This window comes from Lentzea rhizosphaerae (genome assembly GCF_042649515.1).
GTDB classification, from domain to species: Bacteria; Actinomycetota; Actinomycetes; order Mycobacteriales; family Pseudonocardiaceae; genus Lentzea; species Lentzea aerocolonigenes.
The window spans coordinates 1-26,666 of the sequence record NZ_JBHRZI010000040.1; the positions used below are offsets into that span (position 1 = coordinate 1).

Here is a 26,666-nt window from a genome sequence, read left to right on the forward strand (position 1 = left end):
TCATCACCGCGGCCACCGCCGCCACGTGCTCGACCGACAACGCGCCCTCGGCCACCGCCTGCGCCGTCAGCGGAAGCACCGGGGCGAGTTCGCTGCCGGTCGGGGTGATCTCGCCGGTCAGCAGTGCGGCGGTGTCGATCCACCGCGTGGCGACATGCAGATCCCAGCGGACAACATGCCGCAACACCTGCGGCAGATTCCTGTACCCGAGTTCGCTCGCGGCTCCACGCCGATCCAACTCGGCAATCATCTGCAACGCCGCATTCTCACGAACCCGGATTTCCGTCACCTCGTCGACGAGACTGCGGAGCAGCTCGTCGGTGGAGAGGAGTCGGGTTTCGATCACGTGTTCTAATCTACCGCAAGATCACGGTAAGATAACGAGAAAACCTGAACACAATCAGGTGAATCACCCAGCCGACCTCACCCGGAACGCGATGCCGAAGGCGAGCCGTACAGGGCTCTGCGAACGCAGGCAAGCGGTAATGAGGTGAGCCGAACAACCCAACGCGACCACGCACGAGTGCGATTGGGGCTTGACTTTGGGAGCGAGGTGCTAGCCTTTTCGGATCGGGCGGGTGCGAAGCATCCGACCTTTTCCGCCCGACACAGCGCCTCGCAAGGGCCCCGAAGTCAAGCCCCAATCGCAATCGTCGCGAAGCGGCGATGACGCGACCAAAGCTCGTCATACGACCCAAAGCAACCACCAGCACAAAGGCGACCAAGACCAGCAGAAGGTGACCACCCCGCTGGAACCCGCGCCGAACCACCTCAGGCCGACCCGCACATCCTGGACGGCGCGAAGCTCGCAGCGGCGATGACACCGTGCGTCGCCGACGAGACCGGAATGAACTTCAGCACACACCTCGTCACGATCAAGGCCGGGCAGCAACAGATCGACGTGCCGATACCCGTCACCGGCAACACAAGGTTCGCCTACGACAACCGCCGAGGGTGTCGCGCTCACGTGGCGCGTGACGCTGTCCGAGCCCGTCGTGCCGGTGCACCTGCGGGACCCGCCGCTGGCACCAAAGAGCTTTCCGGAACTGTCCACAACGGACAGCCGCAGGCCGCGTTACCCGCCGGTCAGCCGCGCGCGGAGTGCCGACTGCGTCCGACACGGAGCAGAACCGAAGGAACAGTCCGTCTGTGCGTCGACATGATCGCTCCGGAAGACGGCGCTGGTGGGCGGACACCTACTGATCCAGGTCACCTACTGGTCCAGATCGGGCGCAACGGTGCCGGTCAGGCGCGGGTCCGGCTCACCACCGGACATGGCGAGCGCCCCGGCCACGACGCGGCCGAGCTTGAGCAGGTCCGCGGGGTTCTTCTTGTCCAGCCCGGCGAGCAGTTGCTTGAGGATCGTGAGCTGGTCGAAGTAGATGCGTTCGGTGACGAGGTTCTCGTCGGCGTCGAAGAGGAAGTACGCGGTCATGCGCGTGCGGTGCTTCGAACCGGTCGGCGGGATCTTGCCGAGCGGGCCGTTGTGCGTGCCCGTCAACCAGAACTCGACGATCACGGCGTCGTGCGCGTGTCGCAGTGCGATGATCTCGTGGTTCTGGTCCGGGAACGCCACGCGCGTGTCGTGGTAGTACTCGCGGACCTCCCCGTCGCCGTCGTGGACGGTCATCTGCGCGATGAGCTCGTAGTGCGGGTGCGGGAACGTCGAGAGCGTGGCGTCCCAGTCCTGACGGACCTCGTCGTGGAAGTGGTCCAGGACGAGCTTCTCGCGTGCGCGCAGGACTTCTTCGGGCGGCAGGGTGAAGCGGGACATGGCGGTGCTCCTGGGTCAGCCGTGGGTGAGGTGGCGGTGGGCGAAGGTGGGCCCGGTGCCGGGGTTCGTCCACGCGCCGGTGAGCTCGCTGGACGGGAAGAACTGCAGGAACCGGGCATCGACCTGGCTGCGGTCGGCCAGGGTCTTCTCGAGGATGATCGAGTTGTACTGGTCGGCGGTCGTCTCGATCGTGTTGGCGTTGAGCACGACCTCCTGCTGCCACGACCGCGTCCACTTCGCGAGGCCCGGCAGCTTCGAGTGTTCCGGGGTCAGCGCTTCGGCCGCGATGACGTTCTCGCTGCTGACCCAGATGCCGGTCGAGGTGTTGAGCACCAGGCTCTGGTTGCCGAACACGTGCCCCGGCGTCTTCACGACGGCCACGCCGGGCCCGAGCACCACCGAGCCCTCGATCGGCAGGAACGCCTCGGGCGGGACGTCGCGGTAGGCCGCGGGCTGGTACCAGGGCCGCTGCAACGGGTGCAGCTCGGCCATCGCGGCGAGCTCGTCGCGCTGCACGATCACCTTGGCGTTGGGGAAGGCCGCGCGCGGCTGGCCGCCCAGGTCGCGTTGGTGCGCAGTGGTGCCGATCCAGCGCCGCAGGTCCTGGGTGTGCAGGTGGTCGAACATCAGGTAGTCGACCTCCTCCGGCTTGATGCCCAACCGCGCCAGGTGGCCGAGCACCGTGCCGTGCACGCGCACCACCTGCCGTTCGACCAGGGCGGGCGTCTTCTGCGAGAGGCTGTCGAAGTACGGCGTGTACCGCCCGAGCTCGTGGTCGGACGGCTCGAACAGCAGCACCCGCCCCGTGCCGTTCTCGGTCCACCGGATCACCAGCATCCGGTTGGTGATCGACAGGAACGGCGCGAGCGCCCGTGACGCCCGGAACAGCCCGAACCGCGTCGGGTACGGCAACGTCACCAGGTCGCAGGTGACCACGCTGTCCGGTGTGCCCGTCGACGGAAACTCGCGGCGAAACGCCTCCCCCTGCGCCCGGATCAGGCGCAGTCGTGCCCCGGGACTGCCCTCGACGTGGGCCAGCGTGTCGATCCGGGTGCCGACGGCCGGCAGGTCCGCGACCTCCGCCGAGCCCCACGGGAAGCGCATCACAACCCCCTTTGTCCACGGTGTGGGTTTATTGGGACGCTATACCCACACTGTGGATTTCAACAAGGGGTTGGGGCACGATGAACGCCATGAGCACCAGCACCACGCGCCGGGGACGTCCGCCCAAGGGCGAGAGCCAGCTCTCCCGCGAGGCGATCGTCGAGGCCACCCTGCGCGTGATCGACACCGACGGCGTCGGTGCGGTGAGCATGCGTGCTGTCGGGCGCGTCCTCGGGGTCGACGCCAAGAGCCTCTACAACCACGTCGACGGCAAGGACGGTCTGCTCGACGCGGTCGCCGAGCACATCCTCGGAACCATCGCGCTGCCCGAACGCACCGGCGACCTGCGGGCAGACCTGCGGGCGATCGCCCACGCGTTCCGCGACCGGGCGCTGACCCACGCCGAGGCCGCGTCGCTCGTGCTCACCCGCCAGCTCGCGTCCTTCGAGGCGCTCGCCCCGATCGAGGCGGTCCTGACCGTCCTGCGCGCGGCCGGATGCCCCGCCGAGGAGGCCGTCCACCTCCTGCGGGCGCTCGTCGCCACCCTCATCGGCTCGCTGCTGCGGGAGGTCAACGCCGGACCGACCTACGGCACGACCGACATCGAGGGAATCGCGCGACGCCAAGCGGTTCTGGAGGGCAGCGGTCTGCCCGCGATCGCCGACGCCGCACCGCACCTGGCGCGGTTCGACGCCGGCGCCGAGTACGACTTCGCGGTCGAGTTCGCCCTCGACGCGCTGGTCACCCGGCTCAGCCACTGATCGTTCTGCGGAACGAGCGGGTGCGGGCCCCGACTTTTCGAGGCCCGCACGTCGCGGCCGCTAAAGCGCCGCTCTCCGGCACGCCTCTTCGGCGATCGCCTCAGGCATCCCGGCGATTCGCAGTGATCCCATGCAGAGAACCCGACTGCCCCGTGCGCCGTCAGCACATCCGATGTCCACGATCTTGCCGCTGTAGCCCTGGCTCGCCGCGTAGAACGTGCAGCCGAACTGATCGGCTGTCGCCACCGCAGTCGGGGACACCGCCGCCCACGCCGACAACCCGGCGCTCACGACAACGGCTACGACAAATCGGCGAAGAAGCATGGCTCGATTCTCACCTCACCGTGATGTTGGAATTTCCGCTGCTCTGGTATCCCTCGGTCGCCATGATCATGTAGTAGCTGAAGTTGCCCAGCCGCATTCCGGCGCGGTTCCACGCGTCGAAGTGGTTGCCGGTGGTGATGGAACCGCCCGTCCGCTTCTGCTGACGAACGCTCCAGAACTGCGGGAAGGTCTTGTTGCCTTCGACGGACGGCGCGTTGTAGCGCATCGTCTGATAGATGTCGTACGTGCCGCCGTCACTGGTGACCGTGCCCTTGTAGGTGCCGGTGGGCCGGTAGGTGCCCCAGTTGTCGACGATGTAGTACTCGACGAGCGGGTTCGACGTCCAGCCGTAGAGCGTCAGATACGCGTTGCCGGACGGGTTGAAGCTGCCCGAATAGTTCACGGTCCGCCGCGAGCCGTTGCTCCAGCCCTTGCCGCCGACGAAATTGCCGACGTTGCTCCACGACGTGCTGTAGTTGCCGCCGGACCCGAAGTCCATGCAGACCCTGCCGCCACCGTCGGTCCAGAACGAGTAGTAGTAACCACCGTTGTTGCCGGTCTGGCTCGAACAGGTGGCCGTGACACCCACATCAGCGCTGGCGACGGCGGGGAGGAGCGCCAACACCAGTGCGGTGCAGGCGCCGTGAACGAGCAATGCGAAACGGCCGCGAGTGCGGCCGCGCGGTCGAACAATTGTTTCAGCCATGTGCGGGACTCCTCGACAATGAGGTTGACACGGCGACGGGCGAGCGCGAAACCGACACTAGCAGTGCCGAGCCGATTCCACAGAGTTGCCGACGGTTTCGATAAAAGTTTCGAAAAACATCCGGGGATCGATTTTCGAAACTTTCGAATGCGGACGAGGAGTGGAGCGGTGCTTCGGCGAACGGACCGATGGATTGAACCGTTCGCCCGAACCGCGACGCGCGTTGCCCGCCTTCCCGACGCGTAAGATCACGCGGGTTCGTCGGGACGCGCTTGAGCAGCCAGGTGTCTCCCTCCACCTGGTTCAGCCCTGCCGTGGAGGCAGCATCAATGGTGAGCAAAGTCGTGCAACCAGATCGTCCACAAGACGGTGCACGGAAAGCAGTCGACCTACCTGAGCTCCGGCAGCTGCTCGCGGGCCTCACGGCGGTGCGCGACGGGGACTTCGGCATCAGGCTGCCGGACGACTCGGACGGGTTGCTCGGCGAGATCGCCACCGTCTTCAACGGCATGGTGGACCAGCTGTCGCAGTTCACCTCCGAGGTCACGCGCGTCGCCCGCGAGGTCGGCACGGACGGACGGCTCGGCGGTCAGGCCGAGGTGCCGGGGGTGTCGGGCACCTGGAAGGACCTCACCGACTCGGTGAACGCCATGGCGGGCAACCTCACCAGCCAGGTCCGCGACATCGCCCAGGTCGCCACCGCGGTCGCCCGCGGCGACCTGAGCCAGAAGATCGACGTCGACGCGCGCGGCGAGATCCTCGAGCTCAAGAACACCGTGAACACCATGGTGGACCAGCTCTCGTCGTTCGCCGACGAGGTCACCCGCGTCGCGCGCGAGGTCGGCAGCGAGGGCCGGCTCGGTGGTCAGGCGGACGTGCAGGGCGTCTCCGGCACGTGGCGCGACCTCACCGACAGCGTGAACTTCATGGCGGGCAACCTGACCGACCAGGTCCGCAACATCGCCCAGGTGACCACGGCGGTCGCGCGCGGCGACCTGTCCCAGAAGATCACCGTCACGGCACGCGGCGAGATCCTGGAGCTGAAGAACACCATCAACACCATGGTCGACCAGCTGTCGAGCTTCGCCGACGAGGTCACCCGCGTGTCCCGCGAGGTCGGCACCGACGGCATCCTCGGCGGTCAGGCCGACGTCAAGGGCGTCTCCGGCACCTGGCGCGACCTCACCGACTCCGTGAACTTCATGGCGGGCAACCTGACCGCGCAGGTGCGGTCCATCGCGCAGGTCGCCACGGCGGTCGCCCGCGGTGACCTGTCCCAGAAGATCACCGTCACGGCGCGCGGGGAGATCCTGGAGCTCAAGGACACCATCAACACGATGGTCGACCAGCTCTCCTCGTTCGCGGACGAGGTCACCCGCGTCTCGCGCGAGGTCGGCACGGACGGCCGCCTCGGCGGTCAGGCGGACGTGAAGGGCGTCTCCGGCACGTGGAAGGACCTCACGGAGTCGGTCAACGTCATGGCGGACAACCTCACCGCGCAGGTGCGGTCGATCGCGCAGGTGACGACCGCGGTGGCGCGAGGCGACCTGAGCCAGAAGATCCGCGTCGACGCGCGCGGCGAGATCCTGGAGCTCAAGGAGACCATCAACACGATGGTCGACCAGCTGTCCGGTTTCGCCGACGAGGTCACGCGGGTGTCCCGCGAGGTCGGCACCGAGGGCAACCTGGGCGGACAGGCCACGGTGCGCGGTGTCTCTGGCACCTGGAAGGACCTGACGGACAACGTCAACCTGATGGCGTCGAACCTGACGAACCAGGTGCGGTCCATCGCGCAGGTCGCCACGGCGGTGGCCCGCGGTGATCTGAGCCAGAAGATCACCGTCGAGGCCAAGGGCGAGGTCGCCGCGCTGGCCGGCGTGATCAACACGATGGTCGACACGCTGTCCGCGTTCGCCGACGAGGTCACCCGCGTGGCGCGCGAGGTCGGCACGGAGGGGATGCTCGGCGGTCAGGCGCGGGTGCCGAACGTGGCGGGCACCTGGAAGGACCTCACCGACAACGTCAACTTCATGGCGAACAACCTGACCAACCAGGTGCGCAACATCGCCCAGGTCACCACGGCCGTCGCGCAGGGCGACCTGACGAAGAAGATCGACGTCGACGCGCGTGGCGAGATCCTCGAACTGAAGACGACGATCAACACGATGGTCGACCAGCTCTCCAGCTTCGCCGCCGAGGTCACCCGCGTCGCCCGCGAGGTCGGCAGCGAGGGCAGGCTCGGCGGCCAGGCCGAGGTCGAGGGCGTGTCCGGCACGTGGAAGCGCCTCACCGAGAACGTCAACGAGCTGGCCGAGAACCTCACCCGGCAGGTGCGCGCGATCGCCGAGGTGACCAGCGCGGTCGCCGAGGGTGACCTGACCCGGTCGATCACCGTCGAGGCCTCCGGAGAGGTCGCCGAGCTCAAGGACAACATCAACTCGATGGTGGGCTCGCTGCGCGACTCCACCAAGGCCAACCAGGACCAGGACTGGCTGAAGTCCAACCTGGCCCGCATCTCCGGTCTGATGCAGGGCCGCCGGGACCTGGCCGTGGTCGCCGAACTGATCATGGACGAGCTGACGCCGCTGGTGTCGGCCCAGTTCGGCGCGTTCTACCTCGCTGACGCCGACGACGCCGGCCACCACCACGAGCTGCGGTTGATCAGCTCCTACGGCCACCCCGCCGACGACACCCGGCCCACGCGGTTCCGCTTCGGCCAGTCGCTCGTCGGCCAGGCCGCGCGCAGCCGCCGCACGATCGCCGTGGACGAGATGCCCGCGGACTACATCGCCATCACCTCCGGGCTCGGCCGGACGGCGCCGGTGAACCTGGTCGTGCTGCCGATCGTGGTGGAGGACCAGGTCCTCGGCGTGATCGAGGTGGCGTCGGTGCACCGCTTCACCGACATCCACCGCGACTTCCTCGAACAGCTGATGGAGACCATCGGCGTCAACGTCAACACCATCATCGCCAACGCCCGCACCGACGAGCTGCTCGTCGAGTCGCAGCGGCTCGCGTCCGAACTGCAGTCGCGCTCGGGCGAACTCCAGGTGCGCCAGGAGGAACTGCAGCGCTCCAACGCCGAGCTGGAGGAGAAGGCAGCGCTGCTCGCGACCCAGAACCGCGACATCGAGGCCAAGAACCTGCAGATCGAGCAGGCGCGCCAGGAGCTGGAGACCCGTGCGCGGGAGCTCACGCTCGCGTCGAAGTACAAGTCGGAGTTCCTGGCCAACATGAGCCACGAGCTGCGCACCCCGCTCAACAGCCTGCTGATCCTCGCCCAGCTGCTCGCGCAGAACCCGAGCCGCAACCTCACGCCGAAGCAGGTGGAGTACGCCGGGATCATCCACTCCGCCGGGTCGGACCTCCTCCAGCTGATCAACGACATCCTCGACCTGTCCAAGGTCGAGGCGGGCAAGATGGACATCACGCCCGAACGCGTGTCGTTGCGGCAGCTGCTGGACTACGTCGAGGTCACGTTCCGGCCCCTCACCTCGCAGAAGGGGCTGGACTTCCAGCTCACCACCACGCCGGGCGTGCCCGAGGATCTCGTCACCGACGACACGCGCCTGCAGCAGGTCCTGCGCAACCTGCTGTCCAACGCGGTGAAGTTCACCGAGACCGGTGGCGTGGAGCTGCGCATCGAACCCGCCGACCCCGAACAGCTGCCACCGACCGTGCGGTCGCACGGCCCGGCGATCATGTTCCGGGTCAGCGACACCGGCATCGGCATCGCCGAGCACCAGCTGCAGTCGATCTTCGGGGCGTTCCAGCAGGCCGACGGCACCACCAGCCGCAAGTACGGCGGCACCGGCCTCGGCCTCTCGATCAGCCGCGAGATCGCCTACCTGCTCGGCGGCTCGATCACCGCGGAGAGCGTGCTCGGCAAGGGCAGCACCTTCACCCTCTACCTCCCGGTCCGCCGCACGGACTACAGCGAGGTGGAGAGGGCCACCGACGACGAGCAGGCGCCCGCCGCGTCCGTGGAAGCGACCCCGTCGGCCGAGAACGGGCACAAGCGCCGGCTCCTCGTCGTCGAGGAACGGCCCCAGGGTCTGCTCTCGCTCGTCGCCCAGAGCGCGGTGACGGACCTGTCGGCGAGCAACTACCCCGGCGGCCCCGTCGACGTCGTCACGGCGGTCGGCGAGGAGGAGGCGGCGGCCGCGCTGGCGACCGAGCCGTACCACTGCGTCGTGCTGGAGCTCGACATGCCGGACGGTGCCGCGTTGCGGTTCCTGGAAGCACTCGACGGGGACGCCGCCGCGCGCACCATTCCCGTGCTGGCGCACAACAACCGCAGACTCCCGGACGAGTACGAGCTGCAGTTGCAGGCGCGTGCCGACTCACGCCCGCTTGAGCTGCTGTCCAGTTTGGACGAACTGCGGGAGCGGATCGCGTTGCACCTCAACGCCGACGGCCCGGAGGACGTGCTGCCGCTGGTGCGTCCTGAGCAGCCGCACCAGCAGGTCGAGCACCAGGCGAGCGACCGGCTGACGGGCCGGACCGTGCTGATCGTGGACGACGACGCCCGCAACCTGTACGCGTTGAGCAGCATCCTGGAACTGCACGGCGTCCGGGTGCTGCACGCGGAGAACGGCAGGGAGGGCATCGAGGCGCTGATCGGTCATCCTGAGATCGACCTGATCCTGATGGACGTGATGATGCCCGAGATGGACGGATATGCCGCCACGGCGGCCATCCGCGCCATGCCGGACCACGCCGAGCTGCCGATCATCGCGGTGACCGCGAAGGCGATGCCCGGCGACAGGGACAAGAGCATCGCCTCCGGTGCCAACGACTACGTCACCAAACCGGTCGACGCCGACCAGCTCGTCTCCTGCGTGCGACGGTGGTTGAGTCCCCGATGACCTCGGACGAGGCGAGGGTCGACCGGCTCGCGGGCACGATCGACCGCCTTCGCCGCGAGATCGACGAGGCACGGGCGGCCGCGGACGGGCGGGCGCTCGTCGAGCTCGCGAAGGGCGTGCTCGTCGAACGGTTGCGCTGCGGACCCGCGCAGGCGGCGGAGCAGCTCGCCCTGCTGGCCGACCAGGCGGGAACCACTCAGCTCGAGCTCGCCGTCGACATCATCAACGAGGTGTCCGGCGACGGGCTCACCGAACCGCCGCCGCTGCCCGACCCTGCTGCGGCGGTGCGGTTCCGCACGGCGGAGAGCGCCCTGCTGCACGCGGACGACACCGAGACCGTCGCGAGGTCGTTGCTCGCCCACGCGCTCGCGCCGCTGGGTGCGACCGCGGTGGCGATCTGGTCGGCGGGCAAGGACTCGTCGCTCACCCTGGCCGGGAACGCGGGCTTCACCGACGGCGAGGCCGGGCGGTGGCGTTACGTGCCACCAGGTGTCGCCACGGCCGCCCGGCACGCGCTGACCGAACGGGAGACGGTGTGGATCACGAGCCTCGACGAGTCGGGGCTGCCGTCGATCGGCTCCGGACTGCCCGGCCGCGTCGCCGTCCCGGCGGGCACCGGCGGCCGGATCACCGGGGTGCTGGAGATCTGCTGGCCGCATCCGCTGGAACCGCAACCGCAGAGCGTGCACCGGCAGGTGGAGGCGTTGGCGGAGCTCTGCGCCACCACCCTCGACGGTTCGGCACCTGAGGTTCACGCCGACCACCTCCTGTCGGCGCCGTCCGAACTGACGGACCTCGCGGACGGGCTGCTCGACCCGGCGCTGGTGCTCGGCCCCGAGGTCTCACCGGACGGCATGCTCACGGACTTCCGGGTGCACCACGTCAACGCGCGGTTCGTCGACATCGCGGGCAGGCCGCGCGCCGCCGTGGCCGGGAAGTTGTTGCTGGAGGCCTATCCTCTGGCCGCGGCGGAGGGCAACCTGTTCGACAAGATCGAGCACGCCTACGCCACCGGTGAGCCGTACCGCACCGAACGCATGACGCTCGCCGCCCTCGTCGACGAGGTGCCGTTGACGGTGACCGCGAGCGTCAGCGTCACCCGGCACGGCGCGCTGGTGCTGGTGGTGTGGCGGGTGCACGACGAGACCGCGCGGCTCGCGAACCTGCTCCAGCACGCGCAACGCCTCGGTCGCGTCGGCGGGTTCGAGGAGGAGCCGGACACCGGCGGGGTCGTGTGGAACAGCCAGCTGTACGCGTTGTACGGGCTGCCGCCGACCGCGGATCCCGTGCCGCTGGCGAAGATCACGGCCTACGCCCACCCCGACGACGTGCCCGCGCTCAACGGCTTCGTGCGCAACGTCCTGCACCACCACCAGCCCGCGTCCGCGGCGTTCCGGCTCCAGCGCGCCGACGGGGTGACGCGGCACGTGCGCGTGATCGCCGAGCCCGTGCTGGACTCGTTCGACGTGCTGATCGCGGTCCGCGGTGCGTACCAGGACGTCTCGGCGCAGCACTGGACCGAGGTCGCGCTGTCCGCGACGCAGGACCAGCTCGCCATCACCGCGCAGGAGGCGGCCGAGCGCAACAAGCTCACGTTGCAACTGCAGCAGGTCATCATGCCGCCCACGCATCCCACGATCGACGCGTTCGGGCTGCGCGTGGCCGTCCGGTACCGGCCCGCGGCGCAGGAGGAGCTGGTGGGTGGCGACTGGTACGACGCCGTCGTGCTGCCCAGCAAGCAGATCCTGTTGTCCGTCGGTGACATCACCGGCCACGGCATCGAGGGCGCGACCGGAATGGTGGTGCTGCGCAACGCGTTGCGTGGCCTCGCCGCCACCGGTGCGGGCCCGGGGCAGCTGCTGACGTGGCTGAACCTGGTCGCGCACCACCTCTCCAACAACATCATGGCCACGGCGCTGTGCGGTCTGTACGACCCGCACACCCGCGTGCTGCGCTGGGCCCGCGCAGGTCACCTGCCGCCCGTGCTGATCAGGAACGAGCGAGGCGAACTGCTGCCGATGCTGGGCGGGCTCCTGCTCGGCGCCCTCGCCGACGTGTCCTACCAGGAGGGCGAGGTGCTGCTCGAACCCGGCGACACGCTGCTGCTCTACACCGACGGCCTGGTCGAACGCCGTGACGTGCCGCTGGACGACTGCCTGGACCGGCTGTGCGAGACGGTGACCGGCCCGCGGCGGGACCTGGAGGAGCTGCTCGACCACCTGCTCGACACCAGCGAGGCGAACACCGGCGACGACACCTGCATCGTCGGCGTTCAGCTGACGTGACTCAGGCGTCGACCCCGAGGACGTCGCGAAGACCCGACAGGGCGAGGATCCGGTCAGGTGCGCTGCCGTTGAGGGTGATCGTCCTCAGCTCACGGCCGGCGCCGTGCACGTGCTCCGCGAGTTCGAGCAGGAGGGCGACGCCCGAGCTGCTGAGGTAGCCGAGGCCGGTGAGGTCGAGGCCGATCGCGCGGCGGTCACCGGAGGCGGTCACGTGGCCGAGCAGCGGATCGCGGAGATCCCCGGACGTGTGCGAGTCGAGATCACCGGCCAGGCGCAGCAGGAGGACGTCCCCGTCTTCCGCCGTGAGGTCGACGGTGTCGGCCGGAGCCGGGGGTGGCGCGCTCGGTGCAGAGGTGGGTGCGGTGGCCGGTGCGACGGAGAATCCGAACCGGATCGTCGTGCCGGACTCGGTCTTGTCGATCTCGGTCTCGTCGGCCATCGTGCGGATCAGCTGCAGGCCGCGCCCGCGGTGGCCCGGATCCTCCGGCTCCGGCCGCCACGTGCCGTGGTCCGAGACCGTGACCTGCACGGTCGTGCCCACGCGGGCGATGTGGGTGTCGAACGTGCCGGATCTGCCGGCGTAGGCGTGATCGATGGCGTTCGCGGCGGCCTCGCCGTACGCGAGCAGCACGTCGTAAGCGAGGTCCTCGGACAGACCGGCCAGCGTCGTCCAGTCGGACACGGCGCGGCGCAGACCGGACAGCTGCCCCGCCTCGGCCGGAGCGCTCCAGTGCAGCGGCGGCGGCAGGAACCGCGCCACGACCAGTGCGACGTCGTCGTCCTGGCCGTCGGCGAGCAGCGCGTCGACGACGGCGTCGGCCAGTTCCGCCGCTCCCCTGCGGTGTTCGGCGCGCACCACGCCGACCAACCGGTCGAGGCCCGCGTCCAGCACGGCGCCACGACGCTCGACCAGGCCGTCGGTGTACAGCACGATCGACGCACCCGGCACCAGCACGCTGCCGGCCTCGCGGTAGCGCGCCCGTCCGGGAGTGCCCAGCACCGCGCCGGCGCCGCCCGAGAGCAACCGGGCATCGGCGTCGCTGACCACCACGGGCGGAGGGTGCCCGGCGCTGGCCCAGCACAGCAGGCCGCTCGCCCAGTCGAAGGTGATGCACGCACAGGTGCTGCCGGCCGCCCCGTTGACCCTGGAGGCGAAGGTGTCCAGCCGTTCCAGCGCTGCGGCGGGCGAGTGCCCGTCGAGCAGGTAGCCGGCCAGTGCGCTGCGCAGCTGTCCCATCACCGCCGCCGCGGTCGGGCCCTTGCCGACCACGTCACCGACGGAGAGACCGACGGCGGTGTCCGAGATCGGGAGCACCTCGTACCAGTCACCGCCGATCTGCGCGTGCGTCGAGGCGGGCAGGTAGCGGGCCGAGGTGTCGAGCCGCTCCAGCACCGGGAGCTCGCGGGGCAGCAGGCTCAGCTGCAGGGCGCTCGCGATCTCGTGTTCGCGTTGCAACAGCAGCTCGCGCTGGGCCTCGACGCGCTGCCGTTCGGTCACGTCGCGGCCGATGGCCTGCAGTCCGGTCGGGGTGAGCTGGACGCTCAGCTCCAGCGCGACGGTGGCGCCGTCGGAGCACCGCATGTTCCACACCACCGTCATCTGGTCGGCGAGCTCCGGACGTTCCCGGTCCACCGCGAGGTCCGCGGCGTTGCGGCCGACCAGGTCCTCGCGCCGGTACCCCAGCAACGCGCACGCGGCCGGATTCACCTCGACGAACCGCAGTTCGCGGTCGAGCACCCAGATGCTGTCGGTGGAACGGTCCATCAGCCGCCGCAACCGGCGTTCGCTGTCGCGCAGGGCCCGGTCGGCGTGGGCGCGCTGCATCGACTCCCAGCACCGGTTCACCACCACCGACACGAGGTCGATCTCTTCCTGCGTCCACTCCCGCCGGTGGGCCTGGTGGACCGCCATGGCGGCGACGAACCTCCCACCGCGCAACAACGGCAGGCAGATGACGGCGCGAATGCCGGTCACCCGGTACGCGGCGAGGTCCTCCTCGTCGAGCCGCGGGTCGTCCGCGCTGTCGACGACCACCCAGGGTTCACCGGCCCGCATGGCGCGCAGGGCACCGGCACCGAACTCCCGCATGGCGAACCGTCCCGGCAGCGGCGGCAGCCCGGTCGCGTGGTCGCCGCTCATGACGAAGTGGTTCTCGTCCTCCTCGGCCCTGGCGTAGGCGCAGCGGTCGACGTGGAGGTGCTCGCCGAGCAACCGGGTCGCCAGCGACATCAGCGCCTCGGCGTCGTCGAGCTTCTGCGACTCCCGGTCCAGCAGGCCGAGAAACCGTTCCCGTTCGGCGTCGGCACGATCGCGGGTGACGTCGACCAGGACGCCGTCGAGCAGCCGCCGCGCTCCGTCCCGGCGCACGCGGGCCGTCTCGCGCAGCCACAGGACATCGCCACGCGCGGTGTGCACCCGGTAGGTCAGCTCGTACTCGTCGGCTTCCGCGTTCCACCGCAGGCGTTCCACCTCGGCGCGGTCCTCGGGGTGCACGATCGACGTCCAGAACTCGCCCTCGTCGAGCCAGCGCTGCACGGGATGCCCGAGCACGCGCTCGGCCTGCCGCGACATGAAGGTCACCCGGCGCGTCCGGACGTCCGCCTGCCACACCACCGCCGCGACGTTGTCGACGAGTGAGCGCAGCTCTTCTGGCACCTGGTCAGCGTGTCACGTCGGGGCAGGTCCGGCGAACGGCGTCCGAGGGAATCGCCGACGACCCGGCCCAGTGGCCAGAACGTGGACAGTTCCTGGCCAAACGGCACGATCGCCCGGCCATCGGAGTTTGCTTTCCGATGCGGAAACGGCCACCGGAGCGGCGATGTACCAGTTCGACGTGTTCGTGAGCTACGCCTCGGTCGACCGGGCGGTCGTGTGGCCGTTCGTCGAACGGTTGCGGGCCGACGGGCTGCGGGTCTGGTTCGACGAGCACTCGATGGCGGGCGGGCTGCCCGCGATGCAGCAGCTCTCCGAGGGGATCGAGAAGTCGGCGCACCTCGTCGCCTGTCTCACCGACGCCTACCTCCTGCGGCCCTGGACGGGCTACGAGCTGCAGGTGAGCCGGTACCTGGACCCCTCGGGGCGGGCCGGGCGGACGATTCCCGTGCTGTTCGACCGGCTCACGCTGCCGTTGCCGGCGGAGATCAGCTTCCTGGCGCAGTGCGACCTGACGTGCACGACGACCTTCGAGGCGGAGTACCGCAAGATCGTCGGTGCGCTGCGGCGGCCGGTTCCGTCGGCAGGGGCGGACAGCCTCGCCGACGCGTGCGTCGCGCCGTTCGAGCACCTCGACGAGCCGGCTGTGGCGTTGTTCAAGACCTACCAGGCCCTCAGGGCGCTGCTGCAGCACCAGGTGACTGACGGCGGGCCGACGCTCGAGAAGTTGTTGCGTTCCGGAGAGGTTCCGGCGCACCTGCGCGCGTCGTTGGCGACGGTCCAGGCCTTCGCGCGGGAACGGGCGGAGGACGTGCCGGTCACCGGGCGGACTGTCGCTCCGGCGCTGTCGGCGTTGAAAGTGCTGGCGCAGTGGGCACTTCCGGATGACGAGCCCGATCCGTGGGCCGTGATCTGGGACCGCCTGCCGGAGGGCGGTGACGGGACGAGGCTCGTTCCCGGCACGACGTTCACGGTTCGCGGCCCGCAGCTCGGCCGCACCGGGCTCGGACCGCGGTACGCCGGGCACGACCTGCTGCGGGGCGAGCCGGTCTCGGTGCACTTCGTCGACGTCCCGGAGGACCGCGACGAGGCGTTCTTCGCGGAGATCGCGCGGTTCACGCGGTTCGCCGACGCGGCGGTGGTGTCGCCGGTGGCGGCGGGCCCGATCACGATCGACGACCGGCGGCGGTGCCTCTACGTGATCATGCCGTCGATCGACGGCGACAGCGCGCAGGACCTCGTCCGCCGTTCCGGGCCGCTGCCCGAGCGCGCCGCCCACGAGGTGTGCCTCGGCATCGCCCGCGCGCTCAGGGCGTTCCACGAGGCCGATCCGCCGATCGTGCACGGCGACATCACCCCGGCGAACGTGATCGTCGGCCGCCTCGGGGTGGTGCGGGTGGTGTGCGTCGCGCGGGAGATGGCGGACGTGCCCGTCGACGACCTGGACGGCACGTCGGCGAGCCGGATGGACTCGTTCCTGTTCGGCAGCCCGGAACACCGGACGGGCGCGCCGCTCACCCCGCAGGCGGACCTGTTCGCGCTGCGGGCCGTCCTGCACTTCCTGCTGACCGGCGAGTACCCGACCGAGGACGACGTCGCGGCCTCCCCGCTGCGGGACTGCACCACCGCGGCCGCGGCGTGTGAAGTCCTGGAAAGCCAGGCGAACGGGCTGCCGGCCACCACCCGGCTGACCACCGTGACCCGCCGTTCCCGCATCCCGGCGAGGAGATCTCAGGCGCCGGGGTTCTCGCTCGTGCACGCCGTGGAGCTCCAGGCGCGCAACGCCTGGCCGCTCGGCGGTGGCCGGACGCTGGTGCAGGAGATGGGGTCCGACACCCTGGCGGTGGTCGAGGGCGACGACCTCCTCTGGCGGGACAGCCGTCCGGTGCCGGTGCGCAGGACGGTCGTCGGGGAGGGCGGCCGGGTGGGCGTCGGCGGCTGGGACGGCGCGGTGCGCTGCTTCGCCGGCGACGAGGTGGCGACGCACCAGCTCGACGGCACGGTGGGAGATCTGACGTTCGTCGGCGACGACCTCGTCGCGGGGTCGTGGCGGCGCGAGCTGATCCGGCTGGGGCAGGCCGGCAAGTGGACCGAGCTGCTGGCGACCGAGCGCGGCGTGCACCGGATCGCCGCGAACGGCGAGCGGTTCGCCGTGTCGGGGCTGTCCGGTGGCCTCACCCTCTACTCGGACACCCGCATGATCGCCGACCACCCCGAGCTCGACTTCGTGGGTGACATCGCCTTCGCCGGCAGCCGGTTGGTCGTGCTGACCCACGACAACGAGCTGACCAGCATGCGGCTCGACGGCACGTTCACGGCACGGGAGGTCAAACCCGGCGCACGCGGGCTGCTGCCGTCCCCCGCGCGGGGAACCTGCCTGCTGCTGACCGACGAGCAGGCGTGGCTGATCGACGACGCGAACCGCCACCTGCTGCACGCCGCCCTGCCCGCCCGGTCCAGACTGGTCTCCGCCGCACCCAACAGCTTCACACTGTCCACATCGGATGGTTGCGCGTACTGGCACGACGGCGTGCAACGCCACGTGTGGCCGGAAGCCCTCTCGGCAGTGCTCTCCTGGGACGGCCGGCAGCTCGCCGTCACCACTCCCGGCACCGTCGAGCTGTACGAGGTGGCCCGGTGAACCCGTTGCGGGCGGCCATCGCCGAGCTCGGCAGCCGGCCCGACAGCCCGCGGGTGAGGGCGGCGCTCGCCGAGGCGCGCTTCCGGCTCGCGCTGGAGACCGAACCGGCCGAGGCGGCCGAGCTGCTGCGCGCGGCCGCCGAGGCCGATCCGTTCCAGCCCAAGGTGTTCCTGCACCTCGGACGGCTGCTGCACCGCGAAGGCAAGTACTTCGCCGCATTGCGCGAGTACCGCAGGGCCGCCGAGCTCGTACCGGACAGCCGCCGCGTCCACCGGCTCATCGCCCAGGCCGAACAGGACCTCGGCCAGAGCAGGAAACGGGAGAAACCGGCCGCCGACACGTGGTTGCTGCTCCTGCTCGACCAGCTGTCCAAGGAACATCCCACGCGCGCCCAGGTCACCGCCTGCCTGGCCGTGGGAGCCGAACACGGCTCCAGTGCAGAGCTCGCCGTGGCCGCCGTCCTGGTGCAGGCGCACGACCAGGTCCCGATCGACGTTCGCGAGCTCGGCACGTCCCACCCGTTGCTCGACGCGGTCCTCGACCTCGTCGAAACCCTCGAACCGGAGGCGTTCGTCTCGTCCGCCGTCGCCCACCTGAGGGCACAACGCCTCCCGGTCGAGGTGGTCTGCTGGGCTCACTTCACGAAGTGGGAGAAGCTGAGCGCCCTCGACGCGCTCCAGCTGCTCGACCGGTACCCCGACGACGTGAGAAGCCTGGACTGCTTCCGGGAACTGGAGATCGCGGTCCTGGACGCGTGCGCGAGGAGAGCCTGGACCGAGGACAACCCGCACGAGGCGAAACTCCTGTGGCGCGAGACGATTCCGCTCGACCCCCACCGCGTCCCGGTCGCCGTCAACCTCGCCCTGCTCGCCGCCCGCACGAGGACCGCCGAGGAGTACGCCCCGGCGTGGGCCCGGCTGGCCGAGCTGCTGTACCTGCACGCGGCAGCGATCGGCGACGTGCAGGTCGTGCTCGACGACCGCGTGACCCTGCACCGCGCCATCAGCCAGAACAGCAGGCAGCGGCACGTGCTCGGCCGGGAGCGACCGGACGACGAACAGCTGCGCGCGTGGCTCGCGGACCCGGAGGCGCTCGAGGTCTGGCTGCGGGAGTGGGACTGCTACTACCTCAACGCCCGCCTCGGCTTCCGCTCTCCCACCCACCGGCTCGGCGTGCGCAGCCCCGCCGCGCGAGACGCCCTGATCCGGCACGTCGACACCGAGCTGCGCACCCGGAACTGGTCCGGCATCAGCGTTTTCTGCGACCTCGCCCGCGCCGCGTTCGCCGAGGCGTGCGAGGAGCCGGACGAGCACCTGGAACTGGAGCAGGGACGGGCGAACGCGCTCCTCGACGAGGCGTTCCGCCGCGCGCTGCTGGTCCGCCGCATGCTGCACGTGCTCGCCGACGACCCGCACCCGTTGCGACTGGGCCTGCTCCTGGCCCGCCACCTGTTCGCGTTGCCGTGGGCCGTCTACCAGCCGCTCTGCGTCGAACGCGGTCTCGTCGAGCCCGGCGTCGACCTGGTCCGCCTGTTCGAATCCGATCTCATCCACCTCGCCGCCCGGGAGGATCGCCTCGAAGCGCTGGACGAGTGCGTCGAGCTGCTCCCCCACCGGCTGGCGCCGCGGGCGTTCCGCTGCCGGGCGCTCCAGCAGGCCGGGCGTCTCGACGAGGCCTACGAGGAAACGCTGACCGCGTTGCAGCTGCGAGTTCCCGAGGAGGACGTGCCGCGGCGCAGGAGCCTGGTCGTCCTGCTCGGCGTCATCGGACGGGAGGCGATTCCGGAGTCCCTGCGCGATTTCCACGACCGCACGAGCCTCGAAGCACACGTCGAGGCGGCACGGGTGGCGCTGCTGAGGTTCCCGCAGAGCGGCACGTTGCGCCTCCACCTCGCGAAGGCGCTGACCCTGCTCGGCGGTGCGGACAGGATGGCGGAGGCGGAACGGCTGCTGGCCGAAGGAGTCGCGACCGCGCTGACCGACGAGCAACGCGAGGAGTTCGAGCAGGGCCTGTCGTGGACAGGTGAGGCGGCCGAGGTGGACACGGCCCGCCGCAAGGTGATCGACCTGCTCGACGCGGCGCTGAACCGAGCCCAGGACGCCGTCGACGAGTACAACGAGGCGCGCTACGCCGGAATGGCCTACCGCTCGCTCGACAAGGTCCGGCAGGCACTCGACGAGCTCTCGCAGGCGCTGACCATCGCCGAGGAGGCCGGGCTGGAGCGGGAGGTGACCGAGCTGGAGAAGTGGCTGGACCGGTTGGGAGAGCTCGAAGGCGAACTGCAGCACAGGGGGTGACGGGCCATGTTCATGATCGACCTCGGCGCCGAGTCGTACTACTCGGTGCTCGGCGTCCCGCCGAACGCGACCGCGGCGCAGATCCGGCAGGCCCGCGACGGCCTGATCCGCGAGCTGCGGACCCGCCAGCGCCGTGAACCCACCCGGCGCGGTGAGCTCGACGAGCGGCAGCGGGTGATCAACGCCGCGGGCGAGGAGCTCGTGCGACCGGCCAGAAGGGCCCAGTACGACCAGGAGAACGCACACCTGCGGTTCTTCACCGTGCGGCCGGCCGCCGCACCGATGTTCACCGACCACGCCGACCGGACCGCCGTCCTGCACCGCGCCCTCCGCGACCACCTCGCCTCCCAGGGCGTCGAACTGCCGCCACTGTCCGATGTGGACCGCACGGACTTCACCGCCGACCACTCCCCCAACCGCCTGCTCGACGAGCTGCTGGCCCAAGGAGGCAGACAGTGCCATTCCACAAAGTGATCGGCATCGACCTCGGCACCACGTACTCGGCGGTGTCCATCTGGGACGGCAAGGAGGTGCACGTCATCGAGAGCGCGTTCGGTGAGCCGACCGTGCCGTCCGTCGTCGGTCTCGACCACGAGCGCCAGGTCGTCGTCGGCAAGCCTGCTCAGAACAACCTCGCCGCCGATCCCGCCAACACGGTCATCGAGGTCAAACGCGAGATGGGCGTGTACGAACGCCCACCGGCCGGGCCCGGCGACCCCGGGGTGCCGCGGCGGATCCGGTTCCGCGACCAGGACTACCTGCCGCAGGAGATCTCCGCGTTCATCCTGACCGAGCTCAAGCGCCAGGCGGAGGCCTACGTCGGCGAACCGATCCACGACGCCGTGATCACGGTGCCCGCCTACTTCAAGGAACCCCAGCGCGGCGCGACCGAGGACGCCGCCAGGATGGCCCGGCTGAACGTGCACCGGCTGATCAACGAACCGACCGCGGCGGCCGTCTGCTTCGGCGCGGACAAGATCGAGGACGACCGCACGCACACCTACGCCGTCTACGACCTCGGCGGCGGCACGTTCGATGTGTCGATCATCCAGGTCAGCCCCGGCAACGTGAGCGTGGTCGGCACCGGCGGCGACCCGCGCCTGGGCGGTGGCGACTTCGACGACCGGATCACCGACCACGTGCTGGCGAAGATCCACGAGCAGCACGGCGTCGACCTGCGCGACGACCCGATGATCCGGCAGCGGGTCAAGCGCGAGGCAGAAATGCGCAAGCGCGACCTGTCGGTGGCCAAGTCCACGACGCTCAACCTGCCGTACCTGACGCCGACGCTGAACGTGAGCATCCCGTTGTCCAGAGCCACGTTCGAGGGGCTCATCGCCGATCTCCTGCAGCGCTCGCTCGACTGCCTCGACCAGGCGCTGGAGTCGGCGCGGCAGAGCAACGGCGTCGAACCCGACGAGGTCGAGCAGGTGCTGCTGGTCGGCGGGTCGACCCGGATCGCGTGCGTGCGCCCGCTGCTCGCCGAGCACCTCGGGCTGGAGCTCAAGGACATCCGCGCCGACATCAAACCGGACGAGGTCGTGGCGCGCGGGGCAGGCATGGTCGCCCGCGACTTCGCGGCGTCCGACGGCTACGAGGGCGCCGTCGTCGAGATGACACCGCAGGACCCGCTCCGCGACGCCGCCGACGAGCCGTTGATCCTGCAGGACGTCACCAGCCACACGCTCGGGATCCTCGCCAACGACACGGACTTCATCCCGATCCTGCCCAAGGACAGCCGCATCCCCGGCGACCAGACCCGCGACAACTTCATCAACGGCGGCCGGTCCACGAGCATCGACGTGCTCATCTTCCAGGGCGAGAACCCCGTCGCGTTCGAGAACGACCTCATCGGCAAGCTCCCGATCCAGCTCCCGGAAGCGCGCGAACGCGGGTACTACCGGTTCGAGGTGAAGTTCACGATCGACCAGAACGGGCTGCTCGGCGCGGCGGTGAAGTGTCTGAACGACAACCAGGTCTGGCAGACCGAGCTGCAGTGCGACGTGCGGGCGAGCCGGCAGGCCATCGAACGCAGCGCCGCGCACATCGGCACCGTCATGGCCGGCCTGCCCAAGCCGCCGGAGTAGGCCGTGAAAGGACCGCACGGCGTCCGGTTGCAGGCCATGGTCGGGATCACCGACCGGGGTTCGCTGTGGCGCGCCCACGACACCGTCCTGCGGGTCGTCGAACCGCGCTTCTGCGACGAGACGTTCCGCGAGGCGCTGACCCGGCTGCGGCAGCGCCGGTACCCGCGCACGCTGGAGATCACCGGCGAGGGCTGGACCGGAGGCCACTTCTACGTCTCCTACGCCGTCACGCCACCCTGGCAGACGCTGGAGGAACGGCTCGCCTCACCGCTGGAGTGGCCGGAACGGGTCGCGCTGGCCGCCGACCTCTGCCGGGCGCTCGACCACTGGCGGTCGAGCCCGGTGCACCCGCTCGGCCTCACCCTGCGCACCGTCGTGCTGTGCAGGCACGCCGGGCGGTGGCTGCCGTGGCTCGTGCCGTGCCCGCCGGTCGCCCGGCAGACCCCGCGCGACCTGTTCGGGCTCGACGCCACCGCGCTCGCCCCGCTGGCGCCCGAGCTGATCAGGGGCACCACCGCCGCCGCGCTGGACAGCTACGCGCTCGGCACCCTGGTCGCGCAGGTGCTCGGACCGGTGACCGCTCAGCACGACGACGAAGGCAGGGTCGAGGCCCAGGCACGCGGTGTCCTGCTGTCGTCGACCGGCACGCACATCCCGTCGTTCCTGCACAGCACCCCGCAGTTCCAGGCCGTCGTCCGCGCGGTCGACCGGTGCCGGCACCCGCACCCGCAGGCCCGCCCTGGCTCCCCCGACGACCTGCTGGCCGCGTTGGAGGGTCTGCTCGACCTGCACGGCCTCGCCGAGGCACTGCTGCCGGACCGGGTGGTGGAGATGTTGCGCGCGATGGGCGACGACCCGCGCGTCGTGCCCATCGCCGAACAGATCAGCGCGACGGCGGACCCGGTGCACGCGTTGCTGTGCCTCGACCTGGCCGTGCCGATCGCGGCGGACAACCTCCGGCTGCGCCAGGCGCGGGCGTCGTTGCGTTGGCAGCTCGGCCGGTACACCGGCGAGCTGCTCGACGACCTGGCCCAGCTCGCCCGGCACGGCGACCGGGACGAACGGCTGACCGCGCTCAAACGCAGCGCGGAAGTGCACCTGTCGCACGGAAATCCGGCGGAGGCGGCCAAGGACCTCTACGCGGCGAACCAGCTGGCACCCGGCGATCTCGACGTCCTGTGGTCGTACCTGCAGTGCTGGCGGGAGCTCGGCCAGACCGCCGAGGCCGGCCAGACGCGCGCCGAGGCGTTGCGGCGGATCGGGCGCATGGAGGCGGCGCAGATGCTCACCACGAAGGAGGCGGACGGGTGGCGTTCCCGATTCGACGAGCCGGACTGATCGTCGGCACGTTCTTCGCGTTGACGGGGTGCTCGGCCGACGGTCAGACGATCACCGTCGGAACCTCGCTGCCCGAGGGCAGCTACGACGCGGTGGTGACGTGGGCCGGCGGTCAGATCCAGACCCAGATCGTCGTCGGCCCAACGGATTCCGGTTCCGCGTGGCCGTTCCTCCTGCTCGCCGTCGCCCTGATCGGTCTGATCGCTCTGGCGTACCTCGTGGTCGTGGTCCCGCGGCAACGCAGGCAGGCCTACGAGCAGGCGCTCGCCCAGCTGGACGCGGGTGAGTTCCGGCGCGCACTGCCGGCGTTGACGAGGCTGGAGAGCCGGCTGCCGACGAAGCTGCGGACCGAGGCACGGTTCTTCATCGCCTTCGCGTTGTTCCAGATCGACGCGCTGGACGAGGCCGACTACCGGCTCTCCGCGCTGCGCCGCGAGAACCCCGCCGACGCCGCCGTCTGCTACCTGCTCGCCTACCTGCGTTTCACCCGCCGCGACCACGAAGGTGCGGAGTCCGTTCTGGACGCTGCGATGGCGGACGGGCTGCTGACCGGCAGGAAGATGCGCAGGCTCTACGCCGTCGTGAAGTTCCAGCGCGCCGCCGAGGCCGTGTCGGACGGCCGCCTCGACGCCGCCGCCGACCTGTTCGCGAAGGTCGAACGGCTCGGCGAGCTCACCGACCGAATCCCTGCCGACCTGCGCAACAGGCACCTCGCGCTCGGCACGCAGTCGTTGTTCGACAAGGACGTTCCGGCCGCGCGCGCCCACTTCGAGAGCCTGCGCACCACCGCGCTGGAACCCGCCCAGCTCGCGTCCGTCCACTTCGGACTGGCACTGGCCGAGTGGCTCGAGCCGTCACCCGGCGCGGCCCAGCGCATCGAGCAGCTCCTGACCGAGAGCGCCCGGCTGCTCGACCCCGGCGGCGAGCTGTCGGCCGACTGGCCCGCCACGGTCGCGGCCAGTGCGGCCGAGAACCTGGCGACGCTGACCGGGGAACGGGACGTCGTGCTGCGCAACATCCACTTCCTGCGCGGCATGGCGGCCGTGCGAGACGGCGACCTGACCGCGGCGGTCGGCCGGTTCGCCCGCGCCCGCGCACACGACCCGGAGTTCAGCGACGTGCACCTCGTCGTCGGCCTGATCAAGTACCGCCTCGGTGACGTCGAGGAGGGCGTGACCCTGTTGCTGCACGCGCAAAAACTCGGTGCGCGCGAACCCGAACTGCGCCGCATCATCGCGAGCCACCAGCAGCCCGTGGCCCGGTACCTCGACGTCCTCGACTCGTACGCGAACGACAGCGCCGTGCTCACCGAGGTGCGCACCGCCCTCACCGGCCGCCTGGCCCGCTTCCGCAAGCCGCGCGACTGGGACACCCGCCCCGACCTGCCCACGACGCACACCGCGCCCACCATCGCCGATCTCGGCGACCGCAGTGCCGTCCTGCGCGAACGGGTCACCGAGCTGCTGGCCGCCGGAGCCGACCTCGGTGCCGCCCGCGACCTGGCCGACGACCTGGGACGGGACACCGCCGCCCTCGTGGCGTCCGCACGTGCCTTGCAGCGCAAGGAGGCCGAGCTGTTGACCCTGCTCGGCACCGCGCTGCTCCCCGAGAACGGAGGGCTCCCCCGATGACGTCCCGCAGGCTGACCCCGGCCGACTGCATCGCCGCGCTGCCCGAACCGGAACTGGACCTGCCGCCCGGTCTTCAGGACGATGTGCGTGCCATCGACCTGCGGCACGCCGCGCTCGTCATCGCGGAGCTCGACCACGCCGCGGAGATCGCACAGGTGCTCGCGGCAGACGAATCGAGGTGACAGGTGAGCTCACCGACGACGTCGCCGTCGCGGGCACGTTCAACGGCTGGTCGAAGGAGCCCCTGACAGACGAGCACAACAGGCTGTGGTCGGTGGACGTGCCCGCGGCCCGGCCGGGCGACGACTACCGCTACGTGATCGTCCACGACGGCGTTGAACTGCGTCCCTGGCGCCCCGATCCGTACGCCACGGCCATGAGGAGCTCCTTGGGTGACTCCGCGGCGGAGTTCCCCGGCGGCTTCTCGTGGGGGTACAACCCGTCGTCGATCTTCACGGTCTAGACCGACTACGGGGGCCCGAAAGCGCTGCGGCGTCTGATCCGTGCGGCGCACGAACGGGGTCTCGCGGTGCTGTGCGACGTGGTCTACAACCACTTCGGCACCGCGGACTCCGCGGTCTGGCGGTTCGACGGCTGGCACGCCGAGAGCAAGGGCGGCATCTACTACTACAACGACTGGCGAGACCTGACCCCGTGGGGCCACACGCGGCCGGACTACGGCCGTCCCGAAGTCCGCCGGTTCCTCCGGGACAACGCCCTGATGTGGCTGGAGAGGTTCCGGTTCGACGGGCTGCGCTGGGACGCGACCGCCTACATCCGCAACGTGCGCGGCGACCGCCAGCCGTGGAAGATCAGCATCGCCGAGGACATGCAGGACAACGAGTGGATCACCAGGAGCACCGGGGCAGGTGGCGCGGGCTTCGACGCCCAGTGGGACGCCGGCTTCCACCACCGCGTCCGCCGTGCGCTGACCTGCGTGGACGACGCGGACAGGGACATGTCCGAGATCCGCGCCGCGATCGCCCACCAGTACAACGGCGACCCGCTGCACCGCGTCGTCCACGTCGAGTCCCACGACGAGGTCGCCGCGCTCAACGGCAAGGTCCGCCTGCCGGAGGAGATCGACCGCGGTCACGCCGCGAGCTGGTACGCGAAGAAGCGGTCCACCCTCGGCGCGGCACTCGTCCTCACCTCACCGGGCATACCGATGATCTTCCAGGGACAGGAGTTCCTCGAGGACGGCTCGTGGCACGACGACGACCCGCTCGACTGGTCCAAACTGGACACCCACGGCGGCATCACCGCGCTCTTCCGCGACCTGATCGCCCTGCGCCGCGACCGGCACGGCACCACCAGGGGCCTGCGCGGCAGGAACCTGAACGTGCACCACGTCAACCACGGCGGCAAGGTCGTGGCCCACCACCGGTTCGACCGGGGAGGCCCGCGCGACGACGTCCTCGTCGTCGCCAACTTCGCCAACCGCGGCTACGCGCACTACACGATCGGAGCGCCGCGGGCAGGCCGGTGGCGGGTTCGGGTTCAACAGCGACTGGGCCGGGTACGACGCGACGTTCGGGGCGCAGGACTCCTTCGACACGGTGACGCGGCCTGCCGCTGTCGACGGCATGTCGTGGGCGATCGACCTGGGTATCGCCCCGTACAGCGCGGTCGTCTTCTCTCATGACGACTGAGACTCCGCTCTTGGCCCGGCGCACCAGTCGTGAACTACGTTGGTGGCATGGAGATCTACGACATCCCGGTCAACACCCTCGCCGGCGAGCCCGGCGACCTGAGTCCGTTGCGCGGCAAGGTGGCGCTCATCGTCAACGTCGCGTCGCGCTGCGGCCTCACCCCGCAGTACGCGGGCCTGGAGCGGCTCCAGGAGAAGTACGGCGCGGACGGGTTCACCGTGGCCGGCTTCCCGTGCAACCAGTTCATGGGACAGGAGCCGGGCACCTCCGAGGAGATCGCCACCTTCTGCTCGACCACGTACGGGGTGTCGTTCCCCCTCTACGAGAAGATCGACGTCAACGGGCCCGACCGGCACGCCGTGTACCAGGAGCTGGTGCAGCACGCCGACGCCGAGGGAACCGCGGGCGACGTGCAGTGGAACTTCGAGAAGTTCCTGGTGTCGCGTGACGGTGAGGTGCTCGCCCGCTTCCGTCCGAGGGTCGAGCCGGAGGACGCCACGATCACCGAGGCGATCGAGGCCGCCCTCCGTTAGCGCCTGTACCGA

Annotated in this window: 17 protein-coding genes and 2 pseudogenes; 14 read left to right on the forward strand and 5 right to left on the reverse strand. The window is 70.2% G+C overall.

The annotated features are described in order from the left end of the window. The 3 genes and pseudogenes from ACFOWZ_RS40020 to ACFOWZ_RS40030 all read right to left on the reverse strand — a co-directional run. A pseudogene (locus tag ACFOWZ_RS40020) lies at positions 1 to 346 on the reverse strand (hypothetical protein); the annotation flags it as partial. An 867-nt stretch (positions 347 to 1,213) separates the two neighbouring features. Then, on the reverse strand, positions 1,214 to 1,774 hold the full coding sequence (locus ACFOWZ_RS40025) for an ester cyclase (protein ID WP_382379180.1): 561 nt from the start codon (positions 1,772 to 1,774) through the stop codon (positions 1,214 to 1,216). 15 nt (positions 1,775 to 1,789) lie between these two features. Next, on the reverse strand, positions 1,790 to 2,878 hold the full coding sequence (locus ACFOWZ_RS40030) for a hypothetical protein (protein WP_382379181.1): 1,089 nt from the start codon (positions 2,876 to 2,878) through the stop codon (positions 1,790 to 1,792). Between the two features lie 89 nt (positions 2,879 to 2,967). Here ACFOWZ_RS40030 and ACFOWZ_RS40035 point away from each other — a divergent pair, with 89 nt between their 5' ends. Beyond that, positions 2,968 to 3,639, forward strand: a complete 672-nt coding sequence (locus ACFOWZ_RS40035; protein WP_382379182.1) for a TetR/AcrR family transcriptional regulator — start codon at positions 2,968 to 2,970, stop codon at positions 3,637 to 3,639. A 334-nt stretch (positions 3,640 to 3,973) separates the two neighbouring features. On the opposite strand, the gene ACFOWZ_RS40040 is transcribed toward ACFOWZ_RS40035, so the two are convergent. Next, positions 3,974 to 4,669: a glycoside hydrolase family 11 protein gene (locus ACFOWZ_RS40040; RefSeq protein WP_382379183.1), complete on the reverse strand. Its 696-nt coding sequence runs from the start codon at positions 4,667 to 4,669 to the stop codon at positions 3,974 to 3,976. A gap of 329 nt (positions 4,670 to 4,998) precedes the next feature. Between ACFOWZ_RS40040 and ACFOWZ_RS40045 the strand changes: the two genes are divergently transcribed. After that, a complete protein-coding gene (locus tag ACFOWZ_RS40045) occupies positions 4,999 to 9,537 on the forward strand; it encodes a HAMP domain-containing protein (protein ID WP_382379184.1) in 4,539 nt (1,512 codons plus the stop codon). Then, positions 9,534 to 11,822 (forward strand): SpoIIE family protein phosphatase, encoded by a 2,289-nt coding sequence (locus ACFOWZ_RS40050; RefSeq protein WP_382379185.1) that lies wholly within the window; start codon positions 9,534 to 9,536, stop codon positions 11,820 to 11,822. Before ACFOWZ_RS40045 ends, ACFOWZ_RS40050 begins: the two co-directional genes overlap by 4 nt. A 1-nt stretch (position 11,823) precedes the next feature. Here ACFOWZ_RS40050 and ACFOWZ_RS40055 read toward each other — a convergent pair whose 3' ends face one another. Then, entirely contained in the window at positions 11,824 to 14,478 is a 2,655-nt protein-coding gene (locus tag ACFOWZ_RS40055; RefSeq protein WP_382379186.1) for a SpoIIE family protein phosphatase, read from the reverse strand. 163 nt (positions 14,479 to 14,641) lie between these two features. Here ACFOWZ_RS40055 and ACFOWZ_RS40060 point away from each other — a divergent pair, with 163 nt between their 5' ends. The 11 genes and pseudogenes from ACFOWZ_RS40060 to ACFOWZ_RS40110 all read left to right on the forward strand — a co-directional run bounded on the left by ACFOWZ_RS40060 (position 14,642) and on the right by ACFOWZ_RS40110 (position 26,654). Continuing rightward, positions 14,642 to 17,116 (forward strand): TIR domain-containing protein, encoded by a 2,475-nt coding sequence (locus tag ACFOWZ_RS40060; RefSeq protein WP_382379187.1) that lies wholly within the window; start codon positions 14,642 to 14,644, stop codon positions 17,114 to 17,116. Beyond that, complete coding sequence (locus ACFOWZ_RS40065; RefSeq protein WP_382379188.1) at positions 17,113 to 19,413, forward strand: hypothetical protein; 2,301 nt, start codon at positions 17,113 to 17,115, stop codon at positions 19,411 to 19,413. The genes ACFOWZ_RS40060 and ACFOWZ_RS40065 overlap by 4 nt, the downstream gene beginning before the upstream one ends. A gap of 6 nt (positions 19,414 to 19,419) precedes the next feature. Then, on the forward strand, positions 19,420 to 19,887 hold the full coding sequence (locus ACFOWZ_RS40070; protein WP_382379189.1) for a J domain-containing protein: 468 nt from the start codon (positions 19,420 to 19,422) through the stop codon (positions 19,885 to 19,887). Then, positions 19,869 to 21,500, forward strand: a complete 1,632-nt coding sequence (locus ACFOWZ_RS40075; RefSeq protein ID WP_382379191.1) for an Hsp70 family protein — start codon at positions 19,869 to 19,871, stop codon at positions 21,498 to 21,500. Before ACFOWZ_RS40070 ends, ACFOWZ_RS40075 begins: the two co-directional genes overlap by 19 nt. 3 nt (positions 21,501 to 21,503) lie before the next feature. Next, positions 21,504 to 22,838, forward strand: coding sequence for a hypothetical protein (locus tag ACFOWZ_RS40080; RefSeq protein WP_382379192.1), 1,335 nt, complete (start codon positions 21,504 to 21,506; stop codon positions 22,836 to 22,838). Then, positions 22,808 to 24,469, forward strand: coding sequence for a hypothetical protein (locus ACFOWZ_RS40085; protein ID WP_382379193.1), 1,662 nt, complete (start codon positions 22,808 to 22,810; stop codon positions 24,467 to 24,469). Before ACFOWZ_RS40080 ends, ACFOWZ_RS40085 begins: the two co-directional genes overlap by 31 nt. Further along, positions 24,466 to 24,651, forward strand: coding sequence for a hypothetical protein (locus ACFOWZ_RS40090; RefSeq protein ID WP_030470688.1), 186 nt, complete (start codon positions 24,466 to 24,468; stop codon positions 24,649 to 24,651). Before ACFOWZ_RS40085 ends, ACFOWZ_RS40090 begins: the two co-directional genes overlap by 4 nt. Further along, a complete protein-coding gene (locus ACFOWZ_RS40095; RefSeq protein ID WP_382379194.1) occupies positions 24,648 to 24,932 on the forward strand; it encodes a hypothetical protein in 285 nt (94 codons plus the stop codon). The genes ACFOWZ_RS40090 and ACFOWZ_RS40095 overlap by 4 nt, the downstream gene beginning before the upstream one ends. A 15-nt stretch (positions 24,933 to 24,947) precedes the next feature. After that, a pseudogene (locus ACFOWZ_RS40100) lies at positions 24,948 to 25,028 on the forward strand (hypothetical protein); the annotation flags it as partial. Between the two features lie 162 nt (positions 25,029 to 25,190). After that, complete coding sequence (locus tag ACFOWZ_RS40105) at positions 25,191 to 26,114, forward strand: alpha amylase C-terminal domain-containing protein (RefSeq protein WP_382379307.1); 924 nt, start codon at positions 25,191 to 25,193, stop codon at positions 26,112 to 26,114. A 54-nt stretch (positions 26,115 to 26,168) separates the two neighbouring features. After that, the gene (locus ACFOWZ_RS40110; protein ID WP_382379195.1) at positions 26,169 to 26,654 is read left to right on the forward strand and encodes a glutathione peroxidase; all 486 of its coding nucleotides are present in this window, start codon (positions 26,169 to 26,171) and stop codon (positions 26,652 to 26,654) included. The last annotated feature ends 12 nt before the right edge of the window (positions 26,655 to 26,666 follow it).

Bases quoted from the DNA above. Each gene is read 5' to 3' on its own strand.
- ACFOWZ_RS40110 (WP_382379195.1), top strand. From the start codon at position 26,169: ATGGAGATCTACGACATCCCGGTCAACACCCTCGCCGGCGAGCCCGGC.
- ACFOWZ_RS40045 (WP_382379184.1), top strand. From the start codon at position 4,999: ATGGTGAGCAAAGTCGTGCAACCAGATCGTCCACAAGACGGTGCACGG.
- ACFOWZ_RS40050 (WP_382379185.1), top strand. From the start codon at position 9,534: ATGACCTCGGACGAGGCGAGGGTCGACCGGCTCGCGGGCACGATCGAC.
- ACFOWZ_RS40090 (WP_030470688.1), top strand. From the start codon at position 24,466: ATGACGTCCCGCAGGCTGACCCCGGCCGACTGCATCGCCGCGCTGCCC.
- ACFOWZ_RS40040 (WP_382379183.1), bottom strand. From the start codon at position 4,669: ATGGCTGAAACAATTGTTCGACCGCGCGGCCGCACTCGCGGCCGTTTC.
- ACFOWZ_RS40025 (WP_382379180.1), bottom strand. From the start codon at position 1,774: ATGTCCCGCTTCACCCTGCCGCCCGAAGAAGTCCTGCGCGCACGCGAG.
- ACFOWZ_RS40035 (WP_382379182.1), top strand. From the start codon at position 2,968: ATGAGCACCAGCACCACGCGCCGGGGACGTCCGCCCAAGGGCGAGAGC.
- ACFOWZ_RS40070 (WP_382379189.1), top strand. From the start codon at position 19,420: ATGTTCATGATCGACCTCGGCGCCGAGTCGTACTACTCGGTGCTCGGC.
- ACFOWZ_RS40060 (WP_382379187.1), top strand. From the start codon at position 14,642: ATGTACCAGTTCGACGTGTTCGTGAGCTACGCCTCGGTCGACCGGGCG.
- ACFOWZ_RS40105 (WP_382379307.1), top strand. From the start codon at position 25,191: ATGTGGCTGGAGAGGTTCCGGTTCGACGGGCTGCGCTGGGACGCGACC.
- ACFOWZ_RS40030 (WP_382379181.1), bottom strand. From the start codon at position 2,878: ATGCGCTTCCCGTGGGGCTCGGCGGAGGTCGCGGACCTGCCGGCCGTC.